The sequence below is a fragment of the Pseudomonas sp. RIT-PI-S genome, assembly GCF_025642975.1.
Classification (GTDB): domain Bacteria; phylum Pseudomonadota; class Gammaproteobacteria; order Pseudomonadales; family Pseudomonadaceae; genus Aquipseudomonas.
Genome location: NZ_JANZKJ010000005.1, coordinates 20,327 through 45,836, shown reverse-complemented (window position 1 = coordinate 45,836; position 25,510 = coordinate 20,327). Strand labels below are relative to the sequence as shown.

General features: G+C 62.8%; 23 protein-coding genes. 11 read left to right on the top strand and 12 right to left on the bottom strand.

The features are described 5' to 3' along the window. Positions 1–18 precede the first annotated feature (18 nt). From OGL93_RS09465 to OGL93_RS09440, 6 genes are all read left to right on the top strand, one after another. Positions 19–954 (top strand): LysR family transcriptional regulator, encoded by a 936-nt coding sequence (locus OGL93_RS09465; RefSeq protein ID WP_263262381.1) that lies wholly within the window; start codon positions 19–21, stop codon positions 952–954. A gap of 133 nt (positions 955–1,087) precedes the next feature. Further along, positions 1,088–2,032, top strand: coding sequence for a TauD/TfdA family dioxygenase (locus tag OGL93_RS09460; RefSeq protein ID WP_263262380.1), 945 nt, complete (start codon positions 1,088–1,090; stop codon positions 2,030–2,032). Beyond that, the gene (locus OGL93_RS09455) at positions 1,959–2,309 is read left to right on the top strand and encodes a thermostable hemolysin (protein ID WP_263262379.1); all 351 of its coding nucleotides are present in this window, start codon (positions 1,959–1,961) and stop codon (positions 2,307–2,309) included. Before OGL93_RS09460 ends, OGL93_RS09455 begins: the two co-directional genes overlap by 74 nt. Positions 2,310–2,359: 50 nt before the next feature. Beyond that, positions 2,360–3,550, top strand: a complete 1,191-nt coding sequence (locus OGL93_RS09450) for a multidrug effflux MFS transporter (RefSeq protein WP_263262378.1) — start codon at positions 2,360–2,362, stop codon at positions 3,548–3,550. Next, entirely contained in the window at positions 3,547–3,987 is a 441-nt protein-coding gene (locus tag OGL93_RS09445) for a hypothetical protein (RefSeq protein WP_263262377.1), read from the top strand. Before OGL93_RS09450 ends, OGL93_RS09445 begins: the two co-directional genes overlap by 4 nt. 306 nt (positions 3,988–4,293) lie before the next feature. Continuing rightward, complete coding sequence (locus OGL93_RS09440; RefSeq protein ID WP_263262376.1) at positions 4,294–5,262, top strand: alpha/beta hydrolase; 969 nt, start codon at positions 4,294–4,296, stop codon at positions 5,260–5,262. Between the two features lie 5 nt (positions 5,263–5,267). Here the strand turns inward: OGL93_RS09440 and metC are convergent, their stop codons facing one another. From metC to OGL93_RS09390, 10 genes are read right to left on the bottom strand one after another with little or no spacing between them, the layout of a single operon-like run. Next, the gene (gene metC, locus OGL93_RS09435; protein ID WP_263262375.1) at positions 5,268–7,946 is read right to left on the bottom strand and encodes a cystathionine beta-lyase; all 2,679 of its coding nucleotides are present in this window, start codon (positions 7,944–7,946) and stop codon (positions 5,268–5,270) included. Between the two features lie 2 nt (positions 7,947–7,948). After that, positions 7,949–8,590, bottom strand: coding sequence for a glutathione binding-like protein (locus tag OGL93_RS09430; protein WP_263262374.1), 642 nt, complete (start codon positions 8,588–8,590; stop codon positions 7,949–7,951). Continuing rightward, on the bottom strand, positions 8,587–9,183 hold the full coding sequence (locus tag OGL93_RS09425) for a cysteine dioxygenase family protein (RefSeq protein WP_263262373.1): 597 nt from the start codon (positions 9,181–9,183) through the stop codon (positions 8,587–8,589). Before OGL93_RS09425 ends, OGL93_RS09430 begins: the two co-directional genes overlap by 4 nt. Positions 9,184–9,212: 29 nt before the next feature. Continuing rightward, positions 9,213–10,034 carry an amino acid ABC transporter ATP-binding protein gene (locus OGL93_RS09420; RefSeq protein WP_263262372.1) on the bottom strand — a complete coding sequence of 274 codons (822 nt, stop codon included), beginning with the start codon at positions 10,032–10,034 and terminating at the stop codon, positions 9,213–9,215. Continuing rightward, a complete protein-coding gene (locus tag OGL93_RS09415; RefSeq protein WP_263262371.1) occupies positions 10,021–10,695 on the bottom strand; it encodes an amino acid ABC transporter permease in 675 nt (224 codons plus the stop codon). Before OGL93_RS09415 ends, OGL93_RS09420 begins: the two co-directional genes overlap by 14 nt. Then, a complete protein-coding gene (locus OGL93_RS09410) occupies positions 10,685–11,407 on the bottom strand; it encodes an amino acid ABC transporter permease (protein WP_263262370.1) in 723 nt (240 codons plus the stop codon). The genes OGL93_RS09415 and OGL93_RS09410 overlap by 11 nt, the downstream gene beginning before the upstream one ends. After that, positions 11,404–12,633: an aminotransferase class I/II-fold pyridoxal phosphate-dependent enzyme gene (locus OGL93_RS09405; protein ID WP_263262369.1), complete on the bottom strand. Its 1,230-nt coding sequence runs from the start codon at positions 12,631–12,633 to the stop codon at positions 11,404–11,406. The genes OGL93_RS09410 and OGL93_RS09405 overlap by 4 nt, the downstream gene beginning before the upstream one ends. After that, positions 12,630–14,060: an FAD-binding oxidoreductase gene (locus OGL93_RS09400; RefSeq protein ID WP_263262368.1), complete on the bottom strand. Its 1,431-nt coding sequence runs from the start codon at positions 14,058–14,060 to the stop codon at positions 12,630–12,632. Before OGL93_RS09400 ends, OGL93_RS09405 begins: the two co-directional genes overlap by 4 nt. Continuing rightward, complete coding sequence (locus OGL93_RS09395) at positions 14,057–14,890, bottom strand: transporter substrate-binding domain-containing protein (RefSeq protein WP_263262367.1); 834 nt, start codon at positions 14,888–14,890, stop codon at positions 14,057–14,059. The genes OGL93_RS09400 and OGL93_RS09395 overlap by 4 nt, the downstream gene beginning before the upstream one ends. Positions 14,891–14,921: 31 nt before the next feature. After that, entirely contained in the window at positions 14,922–15,701 is a 780-nt protein-coding gene (locus OGL93_RS09390) for a transporter substrate-binding domain-containing protein (RefSeq protein ID WP_263262366.1), read from the bottom strand. Positions 15,702–15,920: 219 nt separating this feature from the next. Between OGL93_RS09390 and OGL93_RS09385 the strand changes: the two genes are divergently transcribed. Further along, a complete protein-coding gene (locus OGL93_RS09385) occupies positions 15,921–16,766 on the top strand; it encodes a LysR substrate-binding domain-containing protein (protein WP_263262365.1) in 846 nt (281 codons plus the stop codon). A 301-nt stretch (positions 16,767–17,067) separates the two neighbouring features. Here the strand turns inward: OGL93_RS09385 and OGL93_RS09380 are convergent, their stop codons facing one another. Further along, positions 17,068–17,859: an AraC family transcriptional regulator gene (locus OGL93_RS09380; RefSeq protein WP_263262364.1), complete on the bottom strand. Its 792-nt coding sequence runs from the start codon at positions 17,857–17,859 to the stop codon at positions 17,068–17,070. Positions 17,860–18,019: 160 nt separating this feature from the next. Between OGL93_RS09380 and OGL93_RS09375 the strand changes: the two genes are divergently transcribed. From OGL93_RS09375 to OGL93_RS09365, 3 genes are read left to right on the top strand one after another with little or no spacing between them, the layout of a single operon-like run. Further along, positions 18,020–18,967 (top strand): 4-hydroxyproline epimerase, encoded by a 948-nt coding sequence (locus OGL93_RS09375; RefSeq protein WP_263262363.1) that lies wholly within the window; start codon positions 18,020–18,022, stop codon positions 18,965–18,967. 5 nt (positions 18,968–18,972) lie between these two features. After that, positions 18,973–19,920 (top strand): dihydrodipicolinate synthase family protein, encoded by a 948-nt coding sequence (locus OGL93_RS09370; protein WP_263262362.1) that lies wholly within the window; start codon positions 18,973–18,975, stop codon positions 19,918–19,920. Positions 19,921–19,943: 23 nt separating this feature from the next. Further along, positions 19,944–21,221 carry an FAD-dependent oxidoreductase gene (locus tag OGL93_RS09365; protein WP_263262361.1) on the top strand — a complete coding sequence of 426 codons (1,278 nt, stop codon included), beginning with the start codon at positions 19,944–19,946 and terminating at the stop codon, positions 21,219–21,221. A 50-nt stretch (positions 21,222–21,271) separates the two neighbouring features. On the opposite strand, the gene zigA is transcribed toward OGL93_RS09365, so the two are convergent. Further along, on the bottom strand, positions 21,272–22,489 hold the full coding sequence (gene zigA, locus OGL93_RS09360; RefSeq protein ID WP_263262360.1) for a zinc metallochaperone GTPase ZigA: 1,218 nt from the start codon (positions 22,487–22,489) through the stop codon (positions 21,272–21,274). A gap of 163 nt (positions 22,490–22,652) precedes the next feature. On the opposite strand from zigA, the gene OGL93_RS09355 reads away from it, so the two are divergent. Next, entirely contained in the window at positions 22,653–25,469 is a 2,817-nt protein-coding gene (locus OGL93_RS09355) for an autotransporter outer membrane beta-barrel domain-containing protein (protein WP_263262359.1), read from the top strand. Positions 25,470–25,510: the final 41 nt, after the last annotated feature.

The window sequence follows — 25,510 nt, the reverse complement described above, 5'->3', positions numbered from 1 at the left end:
ATTCAGGAGGAATTTCCAATGCTGCACAGCAATTATCTCAAGCAACTGGATCTGCAAGACATCGTCGTTTTTTTGAATCTCCTTGAGCAGCGTAGCGCCAAGCGAACCGCTGAGCTGATGAACATCAGCCAACCTACCGTGAGCTACTGCCTGAAAAGATTACGTGGGTGTTTCGATGACACGCTGTTTGCTTCTGCTCAGGGGGCATTGCTCCCAACAACGAAGGCCGAAAAGATCGCCCCTTATCTGCGCGTGGTCGTCGAGTCTGTGAACCGCTGTGCGGAAGAGGAAACGGGTTGGCCGACGGCGGCAGTCAATAAGGTGTGGCAGGTCTGCGCCCCTGAGCATTTCGAGTTGTTGCTCCTGCCGCGTTGCTTGCAGTCCCTAGCCAAAACACATACGAATGTGTCACTTCATTTAGAGCGGCTGAGCCGAGACCTGCCCATCGATCGATTGATTTCTGGTGATGTCGACATCGCCATAGGCTTCGGTCCCGGGTATCACCAACTACATCCTGAACTTGAGTGGCAATCCATTTTGAACGACGAGTTCTTCTGTCTAACTAGTTATCTCAAGCCAGGTGCTGGGGGCGTTATGAGCCTTGATGAGTTCTGTGCCTCACCGCATGTCTACCCGACACCTTGGCTCTCTGAGAAAAACATGGTCGATGGCTGGCTCGAAAAAATCGGGAGATCTCGACGGGTTTTGGTAAGGGCCAACGGGTATCAAGCGTGCGTAAATATCATCTCGGCGGTACCCGCAACCTTGGCCCTACCGGCCAAACTACTTCCTCTGCTTCGTGTTCCTGAAAACGTAGTGGTCTGTGAGCCACCCATGGGATTCCCGAGATTTACTTTGGACATGATCTGGGCTAAGGAACGTAGCCAAAGCCAGGATATCGCAAGCCTAAGAAGGCTGATCCAGAGCGCTTCAGAGGATATTTTGAAGATTTAGTGAAATACGGTTTTAAATTTTCCGAGACCAGTTCTAATTCTTAAAACCAGTATCAATCGATTTTTTCTTACTGTGTGTGTTCAGCCGGTAGCAACCATCGCTACCAGAACTCACGCTCAAGAAGGAATGTTCGATGCTGGCTCAAGCTCAATCATTAGTTTTCCCGTTCTACCGCCAACCTACTCCAGGCTACGGCTTTGAGTGCATTTATGCCGTTGATGCGGATATCCGGGTACTCACTTCAGTGACCACTGATGAACTGTATGGCGATCTTGCCCACAGTGGCGTGGTAATTTACCGAGACTTCGGTGACACCCTTCAAGATTTCAATGACTTCGTCAGTGCACATTCATCCAGAGTGACCTTTGACCCAGCTCGTAAAACATCAACGGCTAATACTGCCGAAATCGACGCTGGTTTCCATGAAATGGGCTTGCATCGAGAGAATGGAAATTTACCGTTCAACCCGGATATTCAATGGTTTTTCTGCCTTGAGGCTGCTGCTGTAGGGTCTGAAACTACCATGTGTGATGGTCAGAAAGTTTTGTTCGACCTCTCGGCAAAGACCCGTAAGTTGTTCGAATCGCGGGATATAAAATACTCGCGCCGAATCCCATGGAGCAATGTAAAGCGCTTTCTGAGCGTCGAGCTTCAGATCCCATTTGAAAAAATTACCGATGAGCATCTGGAGGTGGTCAACCGCGAGGTGCCGGGGCAAACCCACCGCCGAGTTGACCAAAATTTAATTCATTCTCAGCTGATTATCCCCGCTGTTGAGATCAGCTGCTTCAGTGGTAGAAAAGCGTTTTGCAACTCTATGCTGGGCCCGAGCGTTAATTACGAGCCACCTCGCATCACTTCGGAAAATGGAGATGAGATCTCACTCGACATCTGGGATGAAGTGAAAGATGTGACTTCCCGCAACACCTACAGCCATTTCTGGAACAAGGGCGACATTGTCGTAATTGATAATACGCGGGTGATGCACGGACGCCGGCGGCTTGATGATCCTTCACGTCGTATTTTTGGGGCTCAAAGCTATTCAAAATGGAAGTGGTGCCGGCAAATACCTGCTTAACACTGTCATCAAAACGCTGGCTTTGCATAACTATGGGTTGATGGTACTCACCGCCACCGAGCAGGTTCGGCATATTCTCGGCCAGATCGTCACGAATCTGGATGACCTTGGGGATGCCGAGCCCAGTCGTGTGAAGGATCCGGGGGGCAATTGGGGCACCTATTACGCCCACGCTCCTCGCGTGGTTGTATCCCGGCTGACCTCACCAGCGTCTTGGGCTCATAAACCCTGCACCTTGGTACGCCCGCGAACCTTCGCGCTACCAGCATCCGCTTAACGTAGTTATGCCCGGGGGACAGTGCTCGCCCGGGCATTTGAGGCTTATCTATGAACACAAATAAGCGTTACGAGAATTTCATTGTTTTTCTCGCACCACTGATCAACAGCGTCGGGGGCATCGCTATCGATCTTTATGCACCGAGCATTCCCTCGATAGGCCGAGAATTGGCGGCCAGTCCAATGCTCATGCAAAACACGATCACGATTACGCTGTTGTGCTACGCGGTGGGCCAGCTCTTCTTCGGAATTATGGCCGATGCGTGGGGGCGTAAGCCTGCTGTACTGCTGGGGCTATCGGTGTTCCTGGCGGGGAGCATCATGGCTGCCACGTCGTGGTCTATCGAAATGCTTCTGATCGCTAGGGCTCTTCAAGGTTTTGCCATTGGAGCGTGCCAGGTCGTGGCGCGGGCGCTCCTCGTAGACAACGTCAAGGGGCCTCGCTTTGCAGTAGCGATCATCTATCTGAGTTTGGCCTTTGGATTGGGGCCGGTTGTAGCTCCATACGTCGGCGGTGCAATCGAGGTGCATTTGGGCTGGCGATACAACTTCGTCCTGTATGCCGTTTACGGGTTGGTGGTGTTGGCTTTTGTATTGGCAGGGCTTAAAGAGTCGCTCGCGCCTAAGTGCAGGAGAAGTCCTCTCCAAACATTGGCGGGTTACGGCGTGATCCTCGCAGATACCCGGTTTCGGTCTTCGGTCACCATTTTGGGTGCCAGCTTTTCCGCATTCTTGCTTTGGAATGTCATAGGGCCCTACATCGTGCAGGATCGTCTGGGTTATAGCGCCCAATACTTCGGAACAACGGCTCTGGGGGTGGGAGCTTGCTACCTTGCGGGAACGCTGCTCAATCGCTTCCTGATACGGATTGTATCACCAGGCACCTTAATGTGGGCCGGCGCTGCAATGTTCATCGCGGGGGCAGCGATGATCGCTTCATCGCCCAATGAGCTCAGCCTGCTCAACGTATTAGTTGGCATCATGCTGATTGCCTTTGGCCAAGGCTTTATTTTCTCCAATGCCATGGCGCGATCTATGTCTCTTTTTTCGGATCGGGCTGGAGTTGCTGCGAGCCTTCAAGGTTGCCTGATGCTCGCGTTCGGCTCAGCCGCTTCAGCCGCAGCGAGCACGTTGCCTTTGCACACAAACCTTGGAATCGCAGCAGTGTTCTTTGTGCTGTTCCTCATATCACTGACGGGCATGCTGACCCTTCGCCAGGCCCATAGGACGGCGCTCGCATGATGGCGATGGTTATTATTCTGAGAGTGGTGCTCGGTGTTTTCTGGTTTTGGGCGGGACTGAGTAAATGGATCTACGGCTTCGATGCCGCAGCGTTCTTGCAAAGTGCCTTGGCAAACCATGCAGTGCTTTCGACACCCTACTCTGGCCTGCTCACTCCTGCGATTGAATGGGCTGGGAAGACGGGCATTTCTGTGATCAACGTTGTCATACCATCGATGGAGCTCGCACTGGGCGTGTGGTTTCTGTCTGGCAAAAAAATCAGGGGCGCAGCTCTGGGCCAGACAGGCATCAGTTTGCTATTTGTTACGTGCGGGGCCATCAGCTGGAACCCCTTACTGGTCGCAAGCTCTGCTCTCCTGCTGTTTGCGCTGGTTTCTCAACCTTTTCTCGGTGGGCGGGTTGGGAATGTAGTCTCAGAGCGTGGCGGGATAGCCTGAGATCCACCGGTGCTTTGTACCGCAGGTGAGCTGTAGCTGACCCAAGACTTGATCCGCTTGATACAGAGGATCACCCTTGGTACTGCCCGAATGCCCAATTTGTTGGGTATCGGATAATCGTTCCTAAAGTGACCATTCCCCGGGGGGGCCACATGTTCAGTCATTTTTTGAAGTTGAAAACGCTGGAAGCCCCGGTCTGCCAAGCTTTGAGTATTCAGCCACTTTTAAGGGGGGATGAGCCTCGCACCCAGAACATTCGATAAGCAATCCATCGCTCATCCCCCCCACATCCCCAAGGAACCGCAAATGACCGAACTCAAGCAGCACCACGTTGTGGCCAACGGCATTCGCCAGCACATCACTGAAGCTGGTACCGGCCCTGTGGTGCTGTTCTGTCATGGTTTTCCTGAGCTTGGCTTTTCATGGCGGCACCAACTCCAGACGTTGGCTGTGGCTGGCTACCGGGCTATTGCCCCGGACATGCGTGGCTATGGCGCTACCGATGCGCCGACCGATAGCAGCCAGTACAGCATTCTGCATCTAGTCGGCGACATGGTCGGCCTGTTGGGAGAACTGGGCATTGCCCAGGCGACCATCGTTGGCCACGACTGGGGTGCGCCGGTTGCCTGGACGGCCGCGCAGCTGCGGCCGGACCTGTTCCACAGCGTGGTGGGCATGAGCGTGCCGTTTGCCCCACGCGGCCCGTACAGTGCCCTGGAAGCCGCACGCCGTGCGGGTCGGGACAACTACTACCAGCTGTATTTCCAGCGCCCAGGCGTGGCCGAGCGGGATTTTGACAAGGACCGCACGGCGGCGATCCGGCGCATGATGTGGACGCTCTCGGGCGGGCCCGCCAAGCCTTGGCCTGGGCTGATCGGCGCGGAAGGCGCGCTGGATGCCTTCCATGAACCGGAGCGGCCGATGGCTTGGATCAGCGACGCCGAATTGAGCGTGTACTACACCGCATTCGAAGCCACGGGCTTTACCGGTGCCATGAATTGGTACCGCAACCTCGAACGAAACTGGGAGCTGGGCGCGGCCTTCCAAGGGCTGGCGATCAAGCAACCGGCCTGGTTCATCACCGGGGCCAAGGACCCGATCTACCCGTTGTTCAAACCCTTGGTCGAAGCGCTACCGCACACGGTGCCGGGCCATTTGGGTACCACGGTCATTGCACAGGCGGGACACTGGGTGCAGCAAGAAGCGGCTGAACAGGTGAATCAGGCGCTGCTGGCGTTTCTCGAGCTTGCCAAGAGGCACCAGTTGCACGCTTGACTCAATCACCCTGTCTGGGCCAACGCCTGGGCTAGGTCTGCCAGCAATGATGCCGTCGCTTCAAGCCCTATATGCAAACGCACCACCGGGCCGGCCAGGCGTTGCTCGCCGTGACGATCGCCGTCCACTACCACCGCCAGGCTCTCGAAGCCGCCCCAGGAGGCGCCGATGCCGAACAGTACGAGTGCATCGACAAAGCGGTCAGCATTGAAGCCCGGCTGGAACTCTACCGAGAACAAGCCGTTACTGCCGCTGAAGTCGCGCTTCCACAGGCGATGGCCCGGATGGGTGGGCAAGGCGGGATGAAACACCCGGGCTATCGCTGGTTGCACCTGCAGCCACTGGGCCACTTCCAATGCCTGGCGCTGGTGAACAGCCAGCCGTGCCGCCAGGCTTCGGGCGCCTCGCAGCACCAGCCAGGCATCGTCGGGGCTGACCGTGTTGCCGAAGGTGTCGCTCATGGCCGACAAAGGCGCGAAGGCGCCCCGCCGGGTACACACGCTGCCCATCATCACATCGCTGTGGCCAGCCACGTACTTGGTCAGGGCCATGATCGAGATATCCGCGCCCAAGGCCAGTGGGCGGTACAGGTAGCCCGAGCCCCAGGTGTTGTCCACGGCCAGCAGAATGCCGCGAGGCTTGCACAAGGCTGCCACGGCTGGCAGGTCGATCAGCTCGAACAGTGAAGACCCTGGTACTTCGGCGTAAACCATGCGTGTGTTATCGCGGATTAGCGCCACGAGGTTTTCGCCATTGGCCGGGTAATAGTCGTAGGCGATACCGAACGCCGCCAGAAACTGCTCGGCGAGCCGGCGCACAGGCGCATACACCGCGCTGGTGATCAACACGTGGTCGCCTGGGCGCAGGTAGGCCTGGAACACGTGGGCGGCCGCGGCAAGCCCGGTGGCGAACAGCTTGCTGCGGTAACCGCCCTCTAGCTCGGTGATCAGGTCTTCGAGCGCATGGGCGCTGGGGTTGCCGCGGGCGCCGTAGCTGAGCACCCGCTCATGCTCCCGGCGAGCGCGCGCTTCACGCATCTGTGCCACGCTGTCGAACAGCACCGTGCTCAGCCGTGACACCGGTGCGTTCACCCCGCGCGGGCCGCTGCCGGCCAGGGTACGGCCGCTGTGCACCAGTTGCGTGTGCACTGCCGGGGCCGCGCCTAGTGGGCGAAAGCTGGCGCGTTCCTGTGCGGTCATCTGGCCCAGCAGGCCAGTTTCCCATGCCAGGTACTGGCGCGCCGCGGCTTTGTTGCCTGCATGGCGGTCGTGCACGAAGAACAGGAAATCAATGCGCTCGGCGTCGCTCAACGGTGCACCGCCCTCTTCCACCGGCAAGCCCTCCAGGCTAGCCAGCCAGCGGACGTTGGCGCGCAGCGCCGGTGGCAGCTCGTTGGCGGCCAGTTGCGCCACGCCCGGCTCTGGCGTGAACAACCACAAGGGCCCAGCGGTGCCCTCGGCGAGTGCGGCGAGCGTGCTGCGTGTGGCCCAGCGGGAGCCACGCAACCGGCGTGCGATAAACGCAGCGCTGGCGCGCAGGTCAAAAACCGCGGCCGGCCTTTCGTCAAGGTTGGCCTGGGCCAGCGCCACCGACAACTCCGGCACGGGGGCCAGCGCTAGCCCGCTGTGCAAACCTTCTAACAGCACATAGGCCTCATGGCCTAGCTGGCGCAGCCAACTGGCAACCACGGGCGCGCGTACGCCGTCATCGTCGAACACCACTATCCGCGCACGGCGAACGCCTACGTACAGGTCGGTGGCCTGGATCAACTGCCCGCCGGGCGTATGCTGGGCGCCGGGCAGCGAGCCTTGGGCGAATTCCTCGGGGGTGCGCACGTCGCAGAGGAACAGGCTGCGCATGGCATCGCCCGCCCACTGCCTGACCTGGGCGGCGCTCACGCTGGCCACGCCGGCACGTTGGGCGAGGCGTTGCGCGGCCAGTTGCAAGGCACCGCGCTCGTCGGGGGCCGTGGGGTATTGGCGGCTTTGGCCATGTTCCAACGCCAAGTCGGCGAGAAACCAGCCTTGGGTGCCGTTCTCCAGGGCGAACACCGGGTTAGGTACGCCGAGGTTGATCAGGGTTTGCGCGCCGATGATGCTCCGGGTGCGGCCAGCGCAGTTGATAACGATGGGCGTGTTGTTATCGGCCACCATGGTTTGCGCGCGCAGGCCCAATTCGCCGTTGGGGCAACAGGCCGCGCCCGGAATGCTCATCTTGTTGAATTCATCCAGCGGGCGGCCATCGAGCAGGGCCAGCGGGCGGCCGTTGGCTTGCCAGGCGGCCAGCTCCGTGGCGCTCAGGCGCGGCGTATGGCAGGCCTGTTCGATCAGCTCGCCAAACGCCTTGGACGGCACATGCACGCCGGCGAACAGCTCACGGCCGCTGGCTTGCCAGGCCTGAGCGCCGCCCTGCAGCACCCACACGCAGGCATAGCCCTGAGCATTCAAATGTTGCGCCGCGCGGCTGGCCAGCCCTTCTTCACCATGGTCATACAGCACCACCCGCACCTGGCGGTTCGGCGCTAACCGTGGCGCGTCCAGCTCCAGGCGGCTGTAAGGCAGGTGCACGGCGAAAAACAAATGCGCCTCGCCGTACTGGCCATGCTCTCGCACGTCGAACAGCGCCAGCTCCTCCTGATCGAACAGCCACTGCTCGAGTTGATCGCTGCTAAGGGTTGCGCTCATGTTCACTCCACTACCAGGGATTGTTCCGTGGGCGCCAACGCACGCGCCCGTTCATACGCCGTGCTCACCGCTGGCCGCGCCTTGATGCGTTCGCGCCAGGCCGCGATGGCCGGGTACTGCGCCAGGTCGATGCCCTGGCGCGCCGGTTGTATCCAGGGGAACAGCGCGATGTCGGCGATCGAGTAATCGCCGGCGATGTAGGGCTGGCCCGTCAATGCCTGTTCGAGCACGCCGTATATGCGCGCGGCCTGCCCCTGGAGCAGCTCCAGGGCGAAGGGGATCGGCTCGGGGGCTTTTTCGCGGAACACCTGCAACTGGCTCAGGTAAGGGGCCACCTGCCCTACCTGCCAGAACAGCCACTGCTGCACCTGCAGGTACGCAACGCTGCCTGCCGGTGGCAACAAGCGCTGCTGCTGGCCCGCCAGGTAATTGAGGATGGCGCCGGATTCAAACAGCGACAGGCCCACGGTGTGGTCAACGATGGCCGGGATGCGGCCGTCGGCGCTGATCGCCCTGAAGGCCGGCGCGTGCTGCTCGCCAGCGCGGATGTTCACCGGCACCAGGCGATGCTCCAGCCCCAGCTCCTCAACCAGGATGCCCAGTTTGAGGCCGTTGGCGGTGGGCCAGTAATAAAGGTCGATCATAGCCCGTACGCCTCGATGGACGGTTCCATCTGGGACTTGTTATACGCCAGCACTCGACCGTCGTCCTGCACCCCATAACGGCCCTCGAGGGATTCGAGTGGCCGGCCATATAAGTGGAAGTGCAGGGTTGGCCGCTCGCCGCTGACCTGGATGCTGTGCAGGTCTTCGCCGAGAAAGCTGATGGGGGTGCCTGGCTGCACCACCACTTCGCGTTCCACCGCCAGGCGTGCTCGGGCCGGATCGCGGCCGTCGTCCTCGCGGCGATACACGGTGTTGAGCTCCTCGCCTTCAACGGCAACGATCACCGCCCAGGTTTCGTGGTTATGCGCCACGGTGCGTTTGCCCGGCAGCAATGCATTCAAATACAGGGTGGGGCCTTCGCCATCGTCGTTCAGGCGGTAGCGAAAAGCAGTCTTGCCCTGCCCTGGCACCGGCGGCGGGAATTCGTCGAAGTTGAACAGCTGGGTGTGGGCAGTCAGACCTTCGAGCAGGGCCGTGATGCGTTCAAGGGCGGCGCGGTCGACAGCGTCCGCGTTGATCAAGCGGACCTCATCGAGCAGGGCCTGGACCACGGCGACACGGGGATGGCTCATGTTGGGGTTCCTCTGTGACAGGAGCGCGTTCACACGCTCAGGTGATAAGGGCTGAGGTTGCGCAGCACGTAGCCCTGCGGGGCGCGTCGGCGGGCGGATTCACCCCCGGCATGGCGCAGGAAGGCCTGGGTGCGCGCCTGGGTGGGCTGGTTGAACAGCCGCTCGGCATTGCCGTGCTCGACGATCACCCCGTGCTCGGTGAAATACACCTGGTCGCTGATGTCTTCGGCAAAGCGCATTTCGTGGGTGACCAGCACACAGGTCATGCCCTCTTCGGTCAGCTCGCCAATCACGTTGAGCACTTCGCCGACCATTTCCGGGTCCAGCGCGGAGGTGACCTCGTCGAACAGGATCAGCTCTGGCTGCATCGCCAGGGCGCGGGCAATCGCTATCCGCTGCTGTTGTCCACCGGAAAGCTCGCCAGGGAACGCCTGGGCCTTGTGTTGCATGCGCACTTTGGCCAGCAATGCCAGGGCCTGTTCTTGCGCTTGCCGGGCTGGCATGCCCAGCACCTTGCGCGGCGCCAGGGTGAGGTTGTCGAGCACCGAAAGGTGCGGGAACAGGTTGTATTGCTGGAACACGAACCCCACCCGCTGGCGCAGCTGGCGGTAATCCGCCTCGCCGTGCAACTCATGCACCGCAGTGCCGGCCACTGTCAGCTCGCCCCGCTGGGGTTTGAGCAGCCCTGTCAGGCAGCGCAGGATAGTGGACTTGCCCGAGCCAGACGGGCCGATGATCGACACCGCCTCGCCCTTGCCTACATCCAGGTCGATGCCCTTGAGCACGGGCGTGTCGTCAAAGGCCAGGTGCACATCGCGCAAGCGCACCAGGTGGCTGTCAATAGAAGGCATAACGGCGCTCCAGGCGTTGGGTCAGGCGGGAGATCGGAAAGCACCAGGCGAAAAACAGCGCCAGCAAGCTGAGGTAGATCAGCACAGTGAAGGGGATACGGTTGACCGTGTTACTGGCGATCTGCGCCGTGTCGATCACGTCGTGCACGCCTACGAGGGACGCCAGAGCGGTGCCCATGGTGATGATCGCGTAAAGGTTCATCCACGGCGGCAACATGCGCGTAAAGCACTGCGGCAGGATTACTTGGGTGAACACCTGGGCGCGGCTGAACGCCAACGACCGCGCGGCCTCCCACTGTGTGGCGGGGATTGAACCGACCGCCCCCCGAAGGATCTCCGCCACGTTGGCGCTCGCCGGCAATGCCAGCCCCAGGGTCACCTTCAGCCAGTCGGGGAAGGCCACGTAATGGCCGAACAAGCGCAGCTCGAAGGGAAATACATAAGTGGTGAAATAGATCAACACCAGCCAGGGCGCGTTTCGAAAAACCTGCACCCAGAGCCGGGCCAGCGGCCGTAGCGGTGAGAAATTCAACGCACCGATCAGCACACCGGCGAGACTGCCAGCGGCCATGGCGGTGAGGCTGATCAATACATTCTGGCCCAGGCCCACCAGTAATGCCGGCGTCCACTCCACCAACGCGGCGAGCGTGTCATTGGCCATAGCCGGGCATCCTCAGGCGGGTTTCGAGGGCGCGGCCAGCGGCATTGACCAGTAAACCCAGCACGCCATAGAAGACCAGCAGCAAGATCATCAGCTCAATCACATTGTCGCTCTGCGTCCAGATCATGATCGAGGCGTAAGTCACGTCGTTCACCGCGATGGCTGAGGCAATGGCGGTCATCTTCACCAGGTCGATCAAGTTGTTCACCAGGGCGGGCAAGGCAAAGCGCAGGGCGAGCGGAAGTTGCACATAGAACAACCGCTGGGGCGTGCTCAATGCCAGCGAGCCCGCCGCCTCCACGGTGGTGGCGGGCACCGCTTGCAGCCCGGCGCGCAGTGCTTCGGCATGAAACGCGCCCTTGTGCAGCGAGATCACCATCACGACCCAGGCGAATGGCGTAAAGGGGTTGCCCGCACCTAATGCCTGGGTGAGCAGCATGTTCAACACAAGAAAGGCGCAGTAGAGCTGCACCAAGGTTGGGGTATTGCGTGTGAGCTCCACGAACGCCCTGGCTGGCAAGGCCAGCGCACGGCGGCGGCTCACCAACGCGCACGCCAAGGCCAGGCCGACCACCAGGCTGCCCACCGCGCTGCACAGGCACAGCGCTAGGGTGGTCAACGCGCCGTCCACCAGGTTGCCGCGGCTGTAGGCGTCGAGCAAAAACTGGTAGTTGAGCCCTACCCTGCTCAACGCCTGTATCAACTCGTTCATGGCCGGCCCTCATCGGCATCGCCGTCGCGTAACAGCGCGCAAGCCGCCGCGATACGCGGGCCCGCTTGGGCTACGGTTCCGGTGGCGGTGGCGATGGAAAACCGCAGCCACGGCGACAGGCCATAGGCGCTGCCGGCGATGGCGGCTACGCCCTGCTCAAGCAGCCAGGCCGCGAGGTCCGCGTCGGTGTCGATGCGCAGCCCATCCGGGCGATAGCGGCCCAGCAACCCGGCGCAGCGCACGAACACGAAGAAACCGCCCTGGGGCACCAGCACCTCAAGGCCTGGCACCTCGCTCAACGCCTCCACCAGCAAGTCGCGGCGTTCACGATAGGCAGCCACCTGCGCAGGCAAGAACCCCAGCCCGCCTTCGAACGCGGCCAGGGCCGCCGCCTGGCTGACCGAGCTGGCGCCAGAAGCAGCCTGAGACTGCACCACCGTCATGGCCTGGGCCAGCGCGTGCGGGCCGGCGCCAAAACCGATGCGCCAGCCGGTCATTGCGTAGGTCTTGGACACCCCACCTACCAACAAGGCGCGGGCTTGCAGGTCCGGAGCCAGGTTGAGCACGCTGCGCGGCGGGGCGCCGTCGAAGCGGATGTGTTCGTACAGTTCGTCGAGCAACACCCACACGTGGGGGTACCTGCGCAACACCTCGGCCAACGCGCTCAGCTCCGCATCGCTGTAGAGCGCGCCGCTAGGATTGCCGGGGCTGTTCAGGATCAGCCAGCGGGTGCGCGGGCCGATGGCGGCCTCCAACTGCTGCGGCAGCAGTTTGCAGCCCTGCTCCAACGAGCACTCAAGCAGCCTGGGCACACCCCCGTTGAAGCGCACCGCGTCTGGAAAGGTAGGCCAGCACGGCACGGGAACGATCACTTCGTCGCCCTCGTCGAGGGTGGCAGCAAAGGCGTTGAAGATAACCTGCTTGGCGCCGTTAGCGATCACCACTTCGGGCAGGGTGTAACGCAGCTGGTTCTCACGCTCCAGTTTGGCCACTACCGCTGCGCGAAGGGCTCTCACTCCGGGGGTGGCGGTGTATTTGGTATCGCCGGCTTGAATCGCCGCCCATGCCGCGGCCTTGATGTGTGCCGGAGTGTCGAAATCCGGCTCGCCGGTGGTGAGGTCCAAAACGTCGCGGCCCTCACCACGCAGATCATTGGCACGCGCCTTGGCCGCGGCGTTGGGTGAAAGGCTTACGCGCTGAACGCGTTGGGAGAGGCGCAGGGTCATTCGGGCATAGCCTCCAGGGCAACGACCTTGCCAGGGTTGAGCACGTTAAGCGGGTCGAGCGCACGCTTGAGGCGGCGCATCAGGTTCAGTTCCACCGAGCTTTTATAGCGCGGCAGCTCATCGCGCTTGCGCAGGCCAATGCCATGCTCGGCGCTGATCGACCCGCCGTGGGCGTGCACGTTGTCGTGCACCACGCGGCTCAGCGCCGAGTACCGGGCCATATGCTCGGCCACGCTCATGCCCAAGGGGCTGGCCACGTTGTAATGCAGGTTGCCATCGCCCAAATGGCCGAAGGTGTAGTGCCGTACCCCTGGGAACCGCGCCTGCAGTCGCTCGGCGGTGCTGGCTACGAAGGCTTCCATGCGGGCAAGCGGCAGCGAAATGTCGTGCTTCATGTTGCGCCCTTCACGGGCCTGGGCCTCGCTCATGTTCTCGCGCAGCTGCCACATCGCCTGGCTCTGCGCCAGGCTCTGGGCAAGGCTTGCATCGACGATCAGGCCCTGGGCCAAGGCGCCTTCCAGCATCCGCTCCATGCATTCCAAGGCCTCGTGGTGTTCGCCGTGATAAGACAGTTCCAACAAGGCGTACCAAGGCTGCTCCAGGCGATCGAAGGGCAGCACGCTGCCGGGAAACTGCTCGGCAACCAGCGCCAGGCAGCCAGCGGACATCAGTTCGAAGCCAGTCAGCCCAGCGCTAAGGCCGGCACGGGCGTGTGCCAGCAGCGCCACGCCGTCGCCCAAACTGTTGAAACTTACATAAGCGGTGGCGCGGCTGGCGGGCAACGGGAACAGCTTGAGCGTGGCGGCGGTGATGATCCCCAGCGTGCCTTCGCTACCGATGTACAGGTCTCGCAGGGCGTAGCCGGTGTTGTCTTTGCGCAGCCCACGCAGGCCGTGCCAGATCTCGCCTTCGGCCGTCACCACTTCCAGCCCGAGGGTAAGGTCGCGGGTGTTGCCATAGCGCAGCACCGCGGTTCCCCCGGCATTGGTGCCCAGGTTGCCGCCAAGGGTACAACTGCCCTCCGCGCCCAGGCTCAAGGGGAATAACCGGCCGGCGCCCTCGGCGGCCAGTTGCACCTGGCGCAGGATGCAGCCGGCTTCGGCGGTGAGCGTGTCGTTGGCGGTGTCCACTTCACGGATCGCATTCATCCGCTCAAGGCTCATCAGCACTGCGCGCCCGCTGTCATCCGGCGTGGCGGCGGCCATCAGCCCAGTGTTGCCGCCCTGTACCACCACGCAGGCGCCATGTTCCGCGCACAGTCGCACCACCGCGGCGACCTGTTCGGTGCTGGCGGGCCGCACGAAAGCACGTGCCTTGCCGTGGTAATGCTGGTGCTTATCGCTCAAGCGGCTACCTGCGGCAGCGCCCGGCTCGGCGTGGCGTTCACCCAGCACGGCCACCAGGGCCTGCAATAAGGGATCGGTCATGGCAGGGCCTGCAGCGGCGCGGAATCCTTGAACCTGTCGTGTAACGCATACAGCGCCTGCGAGGGTTCCATGCCGGTGCGCTTGCCCAGGTCAATCAGCCAGCCGCTGCGGTGCCAGTCACGGATGATCGCGTCCACCCGGGCCTGGAAATCATGCTCGCCCTTGCGCACCCACATCACCGAGTCCGAAGGGATCAACTCAGTGGGCAAGGGGCTTTCGTAGCCGGCCCATTCATCCTGGTTCAGCAGTGCGCGCATGGTGGGCGCCACGTGCACCGCCGCCACGCAGCCATTGCCACGCAGGCTCAATAAAGACTCCGCCTGGCTGCGGAAGGCTTTGATCTGCGCGCCATATTGTTGCAGCGGCTCGATGAAATTACTGCCTTGGGACACGCAAACAGGCTTACCGGCGAGGTCTGCCCATTGCTTGATGCCGGCGCCTTTGCGGATCACCGCTGCCCCACCGACCTGCTCGTAGGGGGTGGGCGGATAGTCCAGGATCTGTGCGCGTTCGTCGGTGTATTGCATGTTGGCGATCAGCACGTCCACCTTGCCCTGCTGCAAGAACTGCACGCGATTAGGTGGCAATACTGCGACCGTTTCCACCGCAACGCCCAGGCGTTTGCCCAGTTCGTTGGCGAGCTCGACGTTATAGCCCACCGGTTGTTGCGTCTTGGGATCGAGCGTGCCGAATGGCAACCCGGTGAGCATCACGCCAACGCTCACGCGGTGGCGTTCGTTGAGTTTGTCGAGGGTGGCGTCGGCGCTTGCGTTCAGTACGTGGAGGGCGAGCAGCGGCACTAAGGCGAGCCCGGCGATATTCAGGTTCATGTGGAGCGCCTTGTATGGAAGGGCGGGCGTATCAGAGGCCGAATTGATCGGCCGCCAGGGGTTCGATGTGATGGCGCTGTTCGGCCTGTACCAGCCAGCCGCTCCGGTGCAGGCCTTGCACGATGGGGTCCAGGCGGGCCTGGGTATCGCCTTCGCCTGGGCGGGTCCAGATCACCGAGGGCGCCGGGTTCAGCTCCGGCGCTAGCGCGGTATAGCCGCTCCACTCCGGGTTACTCCCGAGCAGCGGCTTGATCAGGGTGGCGTCATGCACGGCGGCCACGCAATTGCGGCCTTGCAGCGCCAGCAGGGATTCCGCCGAGCTTTTGAACGCCTTGATATCGGCGCCGATTTCGGTCAGCGGCTTGATGTAGCTGCTGCCCTGAGAGGTGCATACCGGTTTTCCGGCGAGATCCGCCCAGGCTTTCACCGCGCTGCCCGGCGGCAATGCGGCGGTGCCGCCTACCTTGTAGAACGGCGTGGGCACATGGCCGAGCAGGGTGTCGCGCTCGGTATTCCACTCCATGTTGGCGATCAGCAGATCCACCTTGCCCTGCTGCAGGAACTGTACGCGGTTAGCCGGCAGCACCGGCACCAGCTCCACTTTCAGCTTCAATTGGCGCCCGAGTTCCTCGGCGAGGTCCACGTTGAACCCCACGGGTTGCTGAGTGGCCGGGTCCAGGGCGCCGAAGGGCCCACCCGACAGCATTACCCCTACCCTCAGCTCTGCACGCGCCTGGGCCCGATCCAGGGTGGCATCGGCGCAGGCTTGGGCCGCGCACAGCGCAGCCAGCATGCCAACGGTCGTTTTCATCGCTCGACACAAGCCCATGGGTATTCCTCAAAACCGTTGGTAGAGGCCGCGATGCTAGGGAGGGGCAAAGGGTAAGGGAAATGAAAATATTGCCTATCGTTATAACTTCGGCGGCCTTTACAGGTTGCCGCCTAGAAGAAATGCCATTTCTAGCCACTTTGCGCTAGGAATAGGAATCTATACATTAGTGCTTGTAATGAATTGCTTGCCGAGTGTGATATGAGCCCTACCCTGGACCTTGCCCTTCTACGCACGTTCGTCACCGTTGCCGATGCCAGCAGCTTTGCCGAGGCGGGCCAGCTGCTCGGGCGCACCCAAGGATCGGTCACACAACACCTGCAACGCCTGGAACAGCACGTAGGGGTAGCGTTGCTGCGCAAGCAGGGCCGTAACAAGCAGCTGACCGAGGCCGGCCAGCAGTTGCTGCGCCACGCGAGGCAAATGCTTGCGCTGAACGACGAGGTTGTGGGTGCACTGCGCCAGGACGGGCCCAGTGGCGTGCTCCGGGTGGGCTCGCCCCATGACGTGGCGGATACCATCCTGCCGCCGCTGCTTACACGCATCGCCCGTGCGGCGCCCAACGTGCGCTTGGAAATCGACGTGGGCCGCAGCCCCTTCCTGATGGAGGACCTTCACCGTGGCAAGGTCGACATGGTGATTTCCACCCGCCAGGATGAGCGCTTGCAGGGCGTTGCGTTGCGAACCTCACCAGTCTGGTGGATCTGTGCGGCACATTATCGGCATGACCCCAGCCAACCCCTGCCGCTGGTGTTGGTGGACGAACCCAGCATTTATCGGCGCCACGCCCTTCAAGCCTTGGAGCAACACGGCATCGCCTGGCGCCAGGCTTATGTTGCTTCGAACCTTATCGGCATCAAGGCCGCAGTCCGCGCCGGGTTAGGGATTACGCCGCGCAGCATGGAGCTGCTAGGGCCAGACATGCGGGTGCTGGGTGAGCATGACGGGCTACCCCGCTTGCCGGACGTGACCTATTACCTGTGGGTGCGCCCAGGCTCGCTGAATCCGCTAGTACGCAAAGCCTATGAGCTAATCACCGAAACGTGAGCCGCGTTAGCGGCAAGGGTACGTACAGCTTGAGACTGGCTTGGGATCCAAGTAAGCCGTGCAGAACAGGGAACTACCCTTCTACAATGCACACCCACTTGTGGTTGTAGCGATACGGCGCACGAGTGAAGGAAATATCCGAAACTAATTTCATTCCGTGCTGTTGCAGAGTCCGGGTCAGTTGAACGAGTGTATCGGCTTCGATAGTCATTGCGGTTGCCTCGTGGAATTTACTGCATTCATAAATCTCGACCATCGAGTTTTTGCAGAAATTCCATCTTTACCGCTCTTGGCTAGTTGATTACCTGACGTACGGTAGTTTGCCCGCAATAGTTGCCCGATAATCGCGAGGGGTGAATCCAGTGGCAGCCTTGAACTGCCGGCTGAAGGCGCTGTGGTCGGTGTAGCCGCACTGCAACGCCACTTCGGTGACAGGAAGCGGGCCCTGCAGCAGGCGGTGGGCCTGCTCCAGGCGAGCTTTTTGAATGAGTTGCCTGGGCGTCAGATGAAACACTCGCTTGCAGTAACGCTCAAGTTGGGCTGCTGACATATCTGCAATTTCCGTCAACTGCGCCAGGCTCACGCCGGTATGAAAGTGGCTGCGGATAAAATCATCCACAGCGGCCAGGCGCTGATACGCCGGGTGAGTATCAGAAGCCGCCTGCACATCAAGGGAAATGCCCGCCAGGCCGATGATTTCGCCGCTGCGGTTATATAAGGGCCATTTATGCGTCAGGCACCAGCCGGGTTCTCGGCTTCCATATAAATGCAACTCCAGTTGGCCTTCCAGAGTCGTGCCCTGTTTCAATACGCGCAGGTCTTGTTCGGTATAACCCGGGCCGAATTGCGCGGGAAATACCTCAGCGCTGGTTTTGCCCAGCAACGCTTGTTGCTGCTTCACCCCACAGCGTTGAACCAGCGTGCGGTTGGCCAGCAAGTACCGCGCGTGATGGTCCTTGAGGAATATCGCAGCGTTGGCGATCAGGTCCAGCAGCGGCAGCAACAGCGCCGCACCGGTCAGCAGAGCGTCCATAGTCTCGGGCAGCGCCCGGTCGGGCGCCTGGAACAAGGATGACAATGCGGTGGGGGTCATGGCTGGGCACTCTCCGCTCGAGGTGGTGCGAGGTTAACCCGGATCTAAGCCGGCCATTGTGCTGATTTCGTCATCGCGGGATTGCAAAACCATCAAGCCTGTCGGCGTCGGCCGGGCCAAGCTATTGCCATCCCAAGCGCAGCCTTGACCCGGAGGCCTGATGAAAACAGTGCAGGTGATCGACTCCCATACCGGCGGCGAGCCTACCCGCCTGGTGCTTAGCGGTTTCCCCCCATTAGTGGGCGGCAGCATGGCCGAACGCCGCGACGCCTTGCGTGAGCACCACGACCAGTGGCGGCGCGCCTGCTTGCTGGAGCCGCGCGGCAACGATGTGCTGGTGGGCGCCCTTTATTGTGAACCTGTGTCGCCGGGCGCCACCTGCGGGGTGATCTTCTTCAACAACGCCGGCTATTTGAACATGTGTGGCCACGGCACCATCGGCCTTATCGCGTCCTTGCATCACCTCGGGCGGATCAGCCCTGGCGTGCATGCGGTGGACACGCCAGTTGGCCAGGTCAGCGCCACCCTGCACGAGGACGGCGCAGTGACCGTGCTCAATGTGCCGTCCTGGCGGTATCGCCAGCGGGTGCCGGTCGAGGTGCCGGGCCACGGGCAGGTGACCGGAGACATTGCCTGGGGTGGCAATTGGTTCTTTCTGGTGAGCGAGCACCCGCACGCACTGGAGCTGAGCAACGTCGAAGCCTTGATCGAGTTCACCTGGGCGGTGCTGAAGGCGTTGCCGGCCCAGGGTATCTACGGTGAAAACGGAGCCCTCATCGACCACGTGGAATTGTTCGCCGCCGATGCACATGCGCACAGCCGCAACTTTGTGATGTGCCCCGGCAAGGCATACGACCGCTCACCCTGCGGCACCGGTACCAGCGCCAAGCTGGCCTGCCTGGCGGTCGACGGCAAGCTGGCGCCCGGGGAGCGCTGGGTGCAGGCAAGCATCACCGGTAGCCAGTTCGAAGCCAGCTACCAGTGGGAAGGCGGGCGAATCCGCCCCTCTATCACTGGCCGCGCCCACATGACCGCCGACAGCACCTTGCTGATCGATGAACACGACCCCTTCGCCTGGGGCATTCCAGTGGCGACCATCCAGGAGTGACACCGATGACCACCAACATCTTCACCGGCTGTATTCCCGCGCTGATGACCCCTTGCACCGCTGAGCGCACACCCGACTTCGACGCCTTGGTCGCCAAAGGCCGTGAATTGGTGGATATCGGCATGACCGCCGTGGTGTATTGCGGGTCCATGGGCGACTGGCCGCTGCTCACCGAAGCGCAGCGCCAAGAAGGCGTGGCGCGGCTGGTCGCCGCTGGCGTGCCGACCATCGTCGGCACCGGCGCGGTCAACACCCGGGAGGCGGTGGCTCATGCGGCGCATGCGGCCCAGGTGGGCGCCCAAGGTCTGATGGTCATTCCACGGGTGCTGTCACGGGGTGCTTCGGCCGCGGCGCAAAGGGCCCACTTCGCAGCTATCCTCGCCGCGGCCCCAGGCTTGCCCGCGGTGATCTACAACAGCCCCTACTACGGCTTCGCCACCCGCGCCGACCTGTTCTTCGAGCTGCGCAGCCAGCACCCGAACCTGATCGGTTTCAAGGAGTTCGGCGGTGCCGCCGACCTGCGCTACGCTGCCGAACACATCACTTCCCAGGACGACGCCGTTACGCTGATGGTGGGCGTGGATACCCAGGTAGTGCACGGCTTCGTCAACTGCAACGCCACCGGCGCCATCACGGGCATCGGGAATGCCTTGCCCCGGGAGGTGCTGCACCTGGTGGCGCTGAGCAAGCAGGCGGCGGCCGGAGACGCCAAGGCGCGGCGCCTGGCCACCGAGCTGGAGACGGCCCTCGCGGTGCTCTCGTCCTTCGACGAGGGGTGCGACCTGGTGCTGTATTACAAGCACCTGATGGTGCTCAACGGCGACAGCCAATACCACCTGCACTTCAACGTCACCGACGTGCTCAGCGACGCTCAGCGCCGTTACGCCGAAACGCAATACGCGCTGTTCCGCCAGTGGTACGCCAGCTGGACGGCGCAGCATAGCGCTGCCTGATTTTTCGCCAGGGGATACCACAAATGACAGAGGCCTTGAGCTCCAGCGCGCCGGTGGAGGCGGATGTGGCCATCGTCGGCGCGGGGATCATCGGTGTGGCGTGTGCCGTGCAGCTATCACGCCGGGGCCGGCGAGTGGTGGTGATTGATCGGCAGCCACCGGGGCGTGGCGCCTCGTTCGGCAATGCCGGGCACCTGGCCACCGAGCAGGTGTTCCCCATCGCCGACTTGTCCATCCTCAAGCGCTTGCCCGCAATGTTGATGGACCCTCTCGGCCCCTTGCGCCTGGACTGGAACTACCTGCCACGCGCCCTGCCCTGGTTCGGGCGGCTTTTGTGGAGCCTGCGCCCGGCCTCTTTGCAGCGCACCGTGGCGGGCCTGCGTGCCCTCAACGAGAGCAGCCTGGGCGCCTGGCAGCGCCTGTTGCGGAGCATTGATCAGCCTGGCTTGCTGCAGGAAGCAGGCTCGGTGCTGGTGTTCGAACGGGCCGAATCGCGGCAGGCGATCGAGGCGCTGCTCGGCCGCCTGCGGCAGCACGCGGTAGCGGTAGACCTGTGGCCCGCCGCAGCCCTGCGCGAGGCGGCGCCGCAACTGAGCGATACCCTCCAGGGCGGGCTGTTCTTTCCACTTACCGGGCATTTTCTCGACCCTTACCGGGTGGTCCTCGAGCTGGTGCAGGTGGCCAAGGCCAGCGGCGTGCAGTTCATCCAGCAGCGGGTCACAGGCGGGCATCTGCAGCCGCAAGGCGTAACGCTGGTGGCCGACCAAGCCCGTGTTGCCGCGCGCCAGGTGCTGATCGCCTGCGGGGCGCATTCGGCCGAGCTGACCGCCGCACTCACCGGCAAGCGGGTGCCCTTGGACACCGAACGCGGCTACCACTTGATGCTGCCCCGGGAGCACGGGCGGTTGCCGTTCGCGGTGACATCGTTGGAGCGCAAATTCATCATGACGCCCATGGCGGACGGCCTGCGCCTGGCCGGCACGGTGGAGTTCGCCGGATTGCAACGGCCGGCGAACATGCAGCGCGCCTGGCAGCTGCACCGGTTGAGCCAGGGGCTGTTCCGCGAGGCGTTGAGCGCCGAGGGAGCCACGCCATGGATGGGCTTTCGCCCTTCTCTGCCGGATTCGCTGCCCATCATCGACCAGGTGTGCGAGGGCCGAGTGTTGCTCGCCTTCGGCCATCAGCACCTGGGGCTGACCCAGGCGGCGATCACCGCCGAGCTGATCGCCCAGGCGGCCTGCCCTGGGGCCATGCCCCACTCGCTACCCGCGCTTGACCCGTATCAGCTGGCGCGCTTCTGAGCACCCGCGGTTGCGCTACGGGATAACCGCCCTCCTGGCCGCTGGCCGGTTCAGGCGGGGTTGAACGGATCAGCCATCGCCGCCCAGACCTGCGGCCCTGCCTTCATTTCACTGTCGGTCAGCAGGCAGCCATCCAGCATCGCTTCAAGGCCCTGGCGGTCCATGTCGATGCCGATCAGCACCAACTCCTGGCGGGCATCGCCTACCGTGGGGTCCCACTGGGCGAGGATCTCGGCTCGTTGTTGTGGGTCCTCCGGCCATTGCTGCGGCGCTACGGCGGTCCACCACACCCCCGCCTGGCTGTGCCTGCATAACGCACCGGCCTGGGACCAGTCGAAGGCCTCGGCCGGGCGGCTGGCGAGCCAGAACAAGCCTTTTGAGCGCACCACCCCCGGCCACTCCGTGCTTATCGCGGCATGAAAGCGCCCGGGATGGAACGGCCGGCGAGCCCGGTAGACGAAGCTGCCAATGCCATAGGCGGCTGTTTCCGGCACGTGCTCACCGCGCAGCTCGCTGAGCCACCCGGGTGCGTTGGCCGCTTGCTCGAAGTCGAACAGCTGGGTATCGAGCAGCCTGGCGAGCGGCACCTGCCCAAACCGCGCGGTTTCGATGCGCGCCCGGGGGTTCAGGCGCCTGAGGATGGCGTGCAGTTGTTCACGCTCCAGGTCGCTGATCAGGTCCAGTTTGTTGAGCACGATCACATCACAGAACTCCACCTGCTCGACCAGCAGGTCCACCACGCAGCGGGTATCGTCCTCGCCCAAGGACTCGCCGCGGGTGTGCAGGCTGTCCTCGCTGCCGTAATCGCGCAGGAAGTTGAACGCGTCTACCACCGTGACCAGGGTGTCGAGGCGGGCGACGTCAGAGAGAGACACGCCATCGTCCCCGGCAAAGGTGAAGGTTTCGGCGACCGGCAGGGGCTCGGAAATGCCCGTCGACTCGATTACCAACTGATCGAAGCGCCCCGCCCGCGCCAGCTTGCCAACCTCTAGCAGCAGATCCTCACGCAGGGTGCAGCAGATGCAGCCGTTGCTCATTTCTACCAGGGAGGCTTCGGTGCGCGACAGTGCCAGGTTGCCCTTGCGGATTAGCGCCGAGTCGATGTTCACCTCGGACATGTCGTTGACGATCACCGCAATCCGGCGCCCTTCCCGGTTGGCGAGGATATGGTTGAGCAAGGTGGTCTTGCCCGCACCGAGAAAGCCGGACAGCACAGTGACGGGCAAGCGTGGGTCTGGTGTGGCGGCGGGATTTTGCGAAAGGGTCATCTCTGCGCTCCGGGCATAATCTGCGGGGCATAGATAATGTTATGTTATAACAATGTAGTCAATAGCCACCTTTATTCTTCAGCCGCGCAATTTCGCGCAGCGTTGACTTCCCGTACCAGCGGGCTATACCCAAGTGCTCATACACCGGACACAGGGTTCCTCCATGGATAACTTCCGCCCTGGTCAGCGCTGGCAGTCGGCCAAAACACGCACCCCTACCACCCCGCTCCCACCCCTCTGCGGGCTCAGCCTCGCGGTGATGTTCGCCATTCTTGCCCTGCCCTCCGAGAGCGCTCGCGCCGACAGCTGCGAGCGGCGCACCACCGTGCTCGCTGGCGTCGCCAGCGGGCCTTGCGTATTGGGCACGGGCGAGCAGTTGCAGGTGACTCAAGGCGGTGAGCTGGCCGTCACTGGCGCGGCCGCCGTTGCCGTAAGCCCTGGGGCCACGGCCCGGCAGGTGCTCAGCAGCGGCCACCTCGCCGGGGCCTACGGCGTAGACATCACCGATGCCACCTTGGCCGGCAAGCTGCTGAACACGGCGGGCGCCCTGCTCAGCGGCGAGCAAGGCGCGGTGCGCGTGGCCAATGGCACCCTGGGAGCATTTGCCAATGCAGGCGAGGTGCTGGTGACCGGCCGGCCGCAAGGGGATTCCGCCGCCGTGCAGATCGACCACAGTACAGTCAAAGGCAATGTCAACAATGCCGGCACGATCACCGCCAACTCGGCTTATTCGGCCGTGGTGCTGCGCGCGGACCAGGTCGGGGGAGACGTGAAGAACAGCGGTGAAATCAACGGCCACTACGTTGGGATGTCGATCGAAAACACCGCCATCGCCGGCTCATTCAACAACAGCGGCACCATCACCGGTGGCGGCGCGCTGTTCATCTCCAACAGCACGATCGGCCAGGACTTCATCAACAGCGGCGTGGTCAGCAGCACCTTTTCGTTGAGCCGAACGAGCATCGGCCGGGACTTCATCAACACCGGCGTGATCGATGGCTCGGACTTCGCCGTCATTACAGATGCCCATATCGGCGGCAACCTGATCAATACCGGCGGCATCTACGGTGGTTCCGGCGCAGACATCACGGCAGACATCCAGGGCAGCCTCATCAATAAAGGGGCGATGTACAGCGGTATTGGCGCCTTCGGCATCGATGGCGCCATCGGTGGGGGCATCTTCAACAGCGGCTCCATCGTCGGCGGCTTGGGCGGCGGCACCGGCGCCGTCATCAATGCGCAAACGCCAGAGCTGGTGAACTCCGGCTATATCAGCGGCTCTGCCACCGGTTTGTATATCGGTACCGGCGCAGTGATCGGCCACCTGGTCAACAGCGGGATCATCGAGGGCGACCAGCGGGCCCTGGTGATCGATGCCGATGCAGCGGTCGGCGATGTGCACATTACAGGCAACCGGGCCCGGTTCGCTGGCTTGGTCCAGGCGCCAGCGACCCCCTTCTTCATCGACACAGGCGCGACCTATCAGCTGCTACCCGGCGACCAGCTGCAGGTCAAATCGCTGGCCAACCAGGGGAGGCTGGTTCTAGGCGCACCCAGTACGGCATTTGGAGAGCATTCGATCATCGACGGAGATTTCGTCCAGGCCAGTGGCGGCGTGTTGCGCACCGAAGTGGCCGATTCCAGCCGGTATGGCCAGGTGGTCGTCACCGGCACTGCTTCCCTGCCCTCGCAGGCGCGCATCGAGGTGGACGTGGCCGCCGCCGGCCAGCCCCTGGATGTGGGCCGGCTGCAGAACGTGCTCAGCGCGGGCACGCTGGTGTCGGACGGCACCTTCAACGTCAGCAGCAACTCGACCTTGTTCGCTTTCAGCGCCGTGAAGGATGGCAACACCCTGGACCTGCTGCTCGCCGCCCGCTCCCCCACGGGCGTGCAAAGCGCCGTCACCGCCGCTGGGCTCGGCCAGGCCGCCCACGCCGCACAGGTTGTCGACCGGGAGTTGGCCAAAGGCAGTGCCAGCGCGCTGGCCCCTTATTTCGCCACGGCCACCAGTGAGGCTCAGGTGGCCGGCGCCGTGGCCGCAACGCTGCCGATGGGCAACCAGGCGCTGCGGGCCAGCCAGACGGCGCTAACGTCGATCAACCGCGTGGTCAACCAGCACCTGGCCACCACGACGGCGCTGGGCGGGCCGGGGCAGCCGGGCTCGCCTTTGTGGGCGCAGTCCTTCAGCTATGGCGGCGCTCGCCCAGAGGCAAGCGAGAACGCAGCGGGCACCGTCATCGGCATGGATACCCGCCTCGCCAGCGGCAATCGGGTAGGCATGGCCTTCGCCTACAGTGAGGGCAGCGCCTCGGCTGGAGGCACCACCGCCCAAGGGTCACGCCTGGACCTGTGGCAATTCATGGCCTACGGCAGCCACCCCTTGGATGACCACACCGACGCGCGGCTGTATGCCGGCGCCGGCAACAACCGCATAAGCGCACGGCGCGACCTGGAACTCTCGGGCAGTGGCGGCGCGGTCAACGCCGATTACAACAGCCTGATCGCCACCGTCGGCAGCAGCATCGGCCAGGTGATTGCCCTTGGTGAGGGCACGCGATTCATGCCCTCGGCGCGGCTGGAGTACAACCACGTACATGAAGGTGCCTATAAAGAGCGCGGCCCTGCCAGCGTGCAGCCTTTGCTGCTGAGCGTGGCCGAACGTGACAGCAACCAACTGGTCGCCGGCCTCGACGGCGCGCTCGAGCATGCGCTCACGCCATTGACCCGGCTGCGCCTGGACCTCGGGGTGGGCTATGACCTGCTCAACGAAAACCCATCGACCTCGGCGGCCTACGCCGCCGCACCCGGCGAGCGCTTCAGCGTACGCGGCGAGGCCAGCCAGCCCTGGCTGCTCAACAGTGGGCTGGGGCTAGTATCCCGCTGGCAGAACGGCACCGAACTGTCGGTGAATCACGAAGTGCAACGTCGTAGCGATTTCAGCGAGCAGATCACTGCCGTGCGGCTCGTCATTCCTTTTTAGGTGGCGCCGGGCACGCCGGGCCGCGCGTTTGGCGGCTCCTG

What these genes read in the sequence shown, in the direction of transcription:
- OGL93_RS09465 (WP_263262381.1), top strand. Translation starts at nt 19, where the DNA reads ATGCTGCACAGCAATTATCTCAAGCAACTGGATCTGCAAGACATCGTC.
- OGL93_RS09460 (WP_263262380.1), top strand. Translation starts at nt 1,088, where the DNA reads ATGCTGGCTCAAGCTCAATCATTAGTTTTCCCGTTCTACCGCCAACCT.
- OGL93_RS09455 (WP_263262379.1), top strand. Translation starts at nt 1,959, where the DNA reads ATGATCCTTCACGTCGTATTTTTGGGGCTCAAAGCTATTCAAAATGGA.
- OGL93_RS09450 (WP_263262378.1), top strand. Translation starts at nt 2,360, where the DNA reads ATGAACACAAATAAGCGTTACGAGAATTTCATTGTTTTTCTCGCACCA.
- OGL93_RS09445 (WP_263262377.1), top strand. Translation starts at nt 3,547, where the DNA reads ATGATGGCGATGGTTATTATTCTGAGAGTGGTGCTCGGTGTTTTCTGG.
- OGL93_RS09440 (WP_263262376.1), top strand. Translation starts at nt 4,294, where the DNA reads ATGACCGAACTCAAGCAGCACCACGTTGTGGCCAACGGCATTCGCCAG.
- metC (WP_263262375.1), bottom strand. Translation starts at nt 7,946, where the DNA reads ATGAGCGCAACCCTTAGCAGCGATCAACTCGAGCAGTGGCTGTTCGAT.
- OGL93_RS09430 (WP_263262374.1), bottom strand. Translation starts at nt 8,590, where the DNA reads ATGATCGACCTTTATTACTGGCCCACCGCCAACGGCCTCAAACTGGGC.
- OGL93_RS09425 (WP_263262373.1), bottom strand. Translation starts at nt 9,183, where the DNA reads ATGAGCCATCCCCGTGTCGCCGTGGTCCAGGCCCTGCTCGATGAGGTC.
- OGL93_RS09420 (WP_263262372.1), bottom strand. Translation starts at nt 10,034, where the DNA reads ATGCCTTCTATTGACAGCCACCTGGTGCGCTTGCGCGATGTGCACCTG.
- OGL93_RS09415 (WP_263262371.1), bottom strand. Translation starts at nt 10,695, where the DNA reads ATGGCCAATGACACGCTCGCCGCGTTGGTGGAGTGGACGCCGGCATTA.
- OGL93_RS09410 (WP_263262370.1), bottom strand. Translation starts at nt 11,407, where the DNA reads ATGAACGAGTTGATACAGGCGTTGAGCAGGGTAGGGCTCAACTACCAG.
- OGL93_RS09405 (WP_263262369.1), bottom strand. Translation starts at nt 12,633, where the DNA reads ATGACCCTGCGCCTCTCCCAACGCGTTCAGCGCGTAAGCCTTTCACCC.
- OGL93_RS09400 (WP_263262368.1), bottom strand. Translation starts at nt 14,060, where the DNA reads ATGACCGATCCCTTATTGCAGGCCCTGGTGGCCGTGCTGGGTGAACGC.
- OGL93_RS09395 (WP_263262367.1), bottom strand. Translation starts at nt 14,890, where the DNA reads ATGAACCTGAATATCGCCGGGCTCGCCTTAGTGCCGCTGCTCGCCCTC.
- OGL93_RS09390 (WP_263262366.1), bottom strand. Translation starts at nt 15,701, where the DNA reads ATGAAAACGACCGTTGGCATGCTGGCTGCGCTGTGCGCGGCCCAAGCC.
- OGL93_RS09385 (WP_263262365.1), top strand. Translation starts at nt 15,921, where the DNA reads ATGAGCCCTACCCTGGACCTTGCCCTTCTACGCACGTTCGTCACCGTT.
- OGL93_RS09380 (WP_263262364.1), bottom strand. Translation starts at nt 17,859, where the DNA reads ATGACCCCCACCGCATTGTCATCCTTGTTCCAGGCGCCCGACCGGGCG.
- OGL93_RS09375 (WP_263262363.1), top strand. Translation starts at nt 18,020, where the DNA reads ATGAAAACAGTGCAGGTGATCGACTCCCATACCGGCGGCGAGCCTACC.
- OGL93_RS09370 (WP_263262362.1), top strand. Translation starts at nt 18,973, where the DNA reads ATGACCACCAACATCTTCACCGGCTGTATTCCCGCGCTGATGACCCCT.
- OGL93_RS09365 (WP_263262361.1), top strand. Translation starts at nt 19,944, where the DNA reads ATGACAGAGGCCTTGAGCTCCAGCGCGCCGGTGGAGGCGGATGTGGCC.
- zigA (WP_263262360.1), bottom strand. Translation starts at nt 22,489, where the DNA reads ATGACCCTTTCGCAAAATCCCGCCGCCACACCAGACCCACGCTTGCCC.
- OGL93_RS09355 (WP_263262359.1), top strand. Translation starts at nt 22,653, where the DNA reads ATGGATAACTTCCGCCCTGGTCAGCGCTGGCAGTCGGCCAAAACACGC.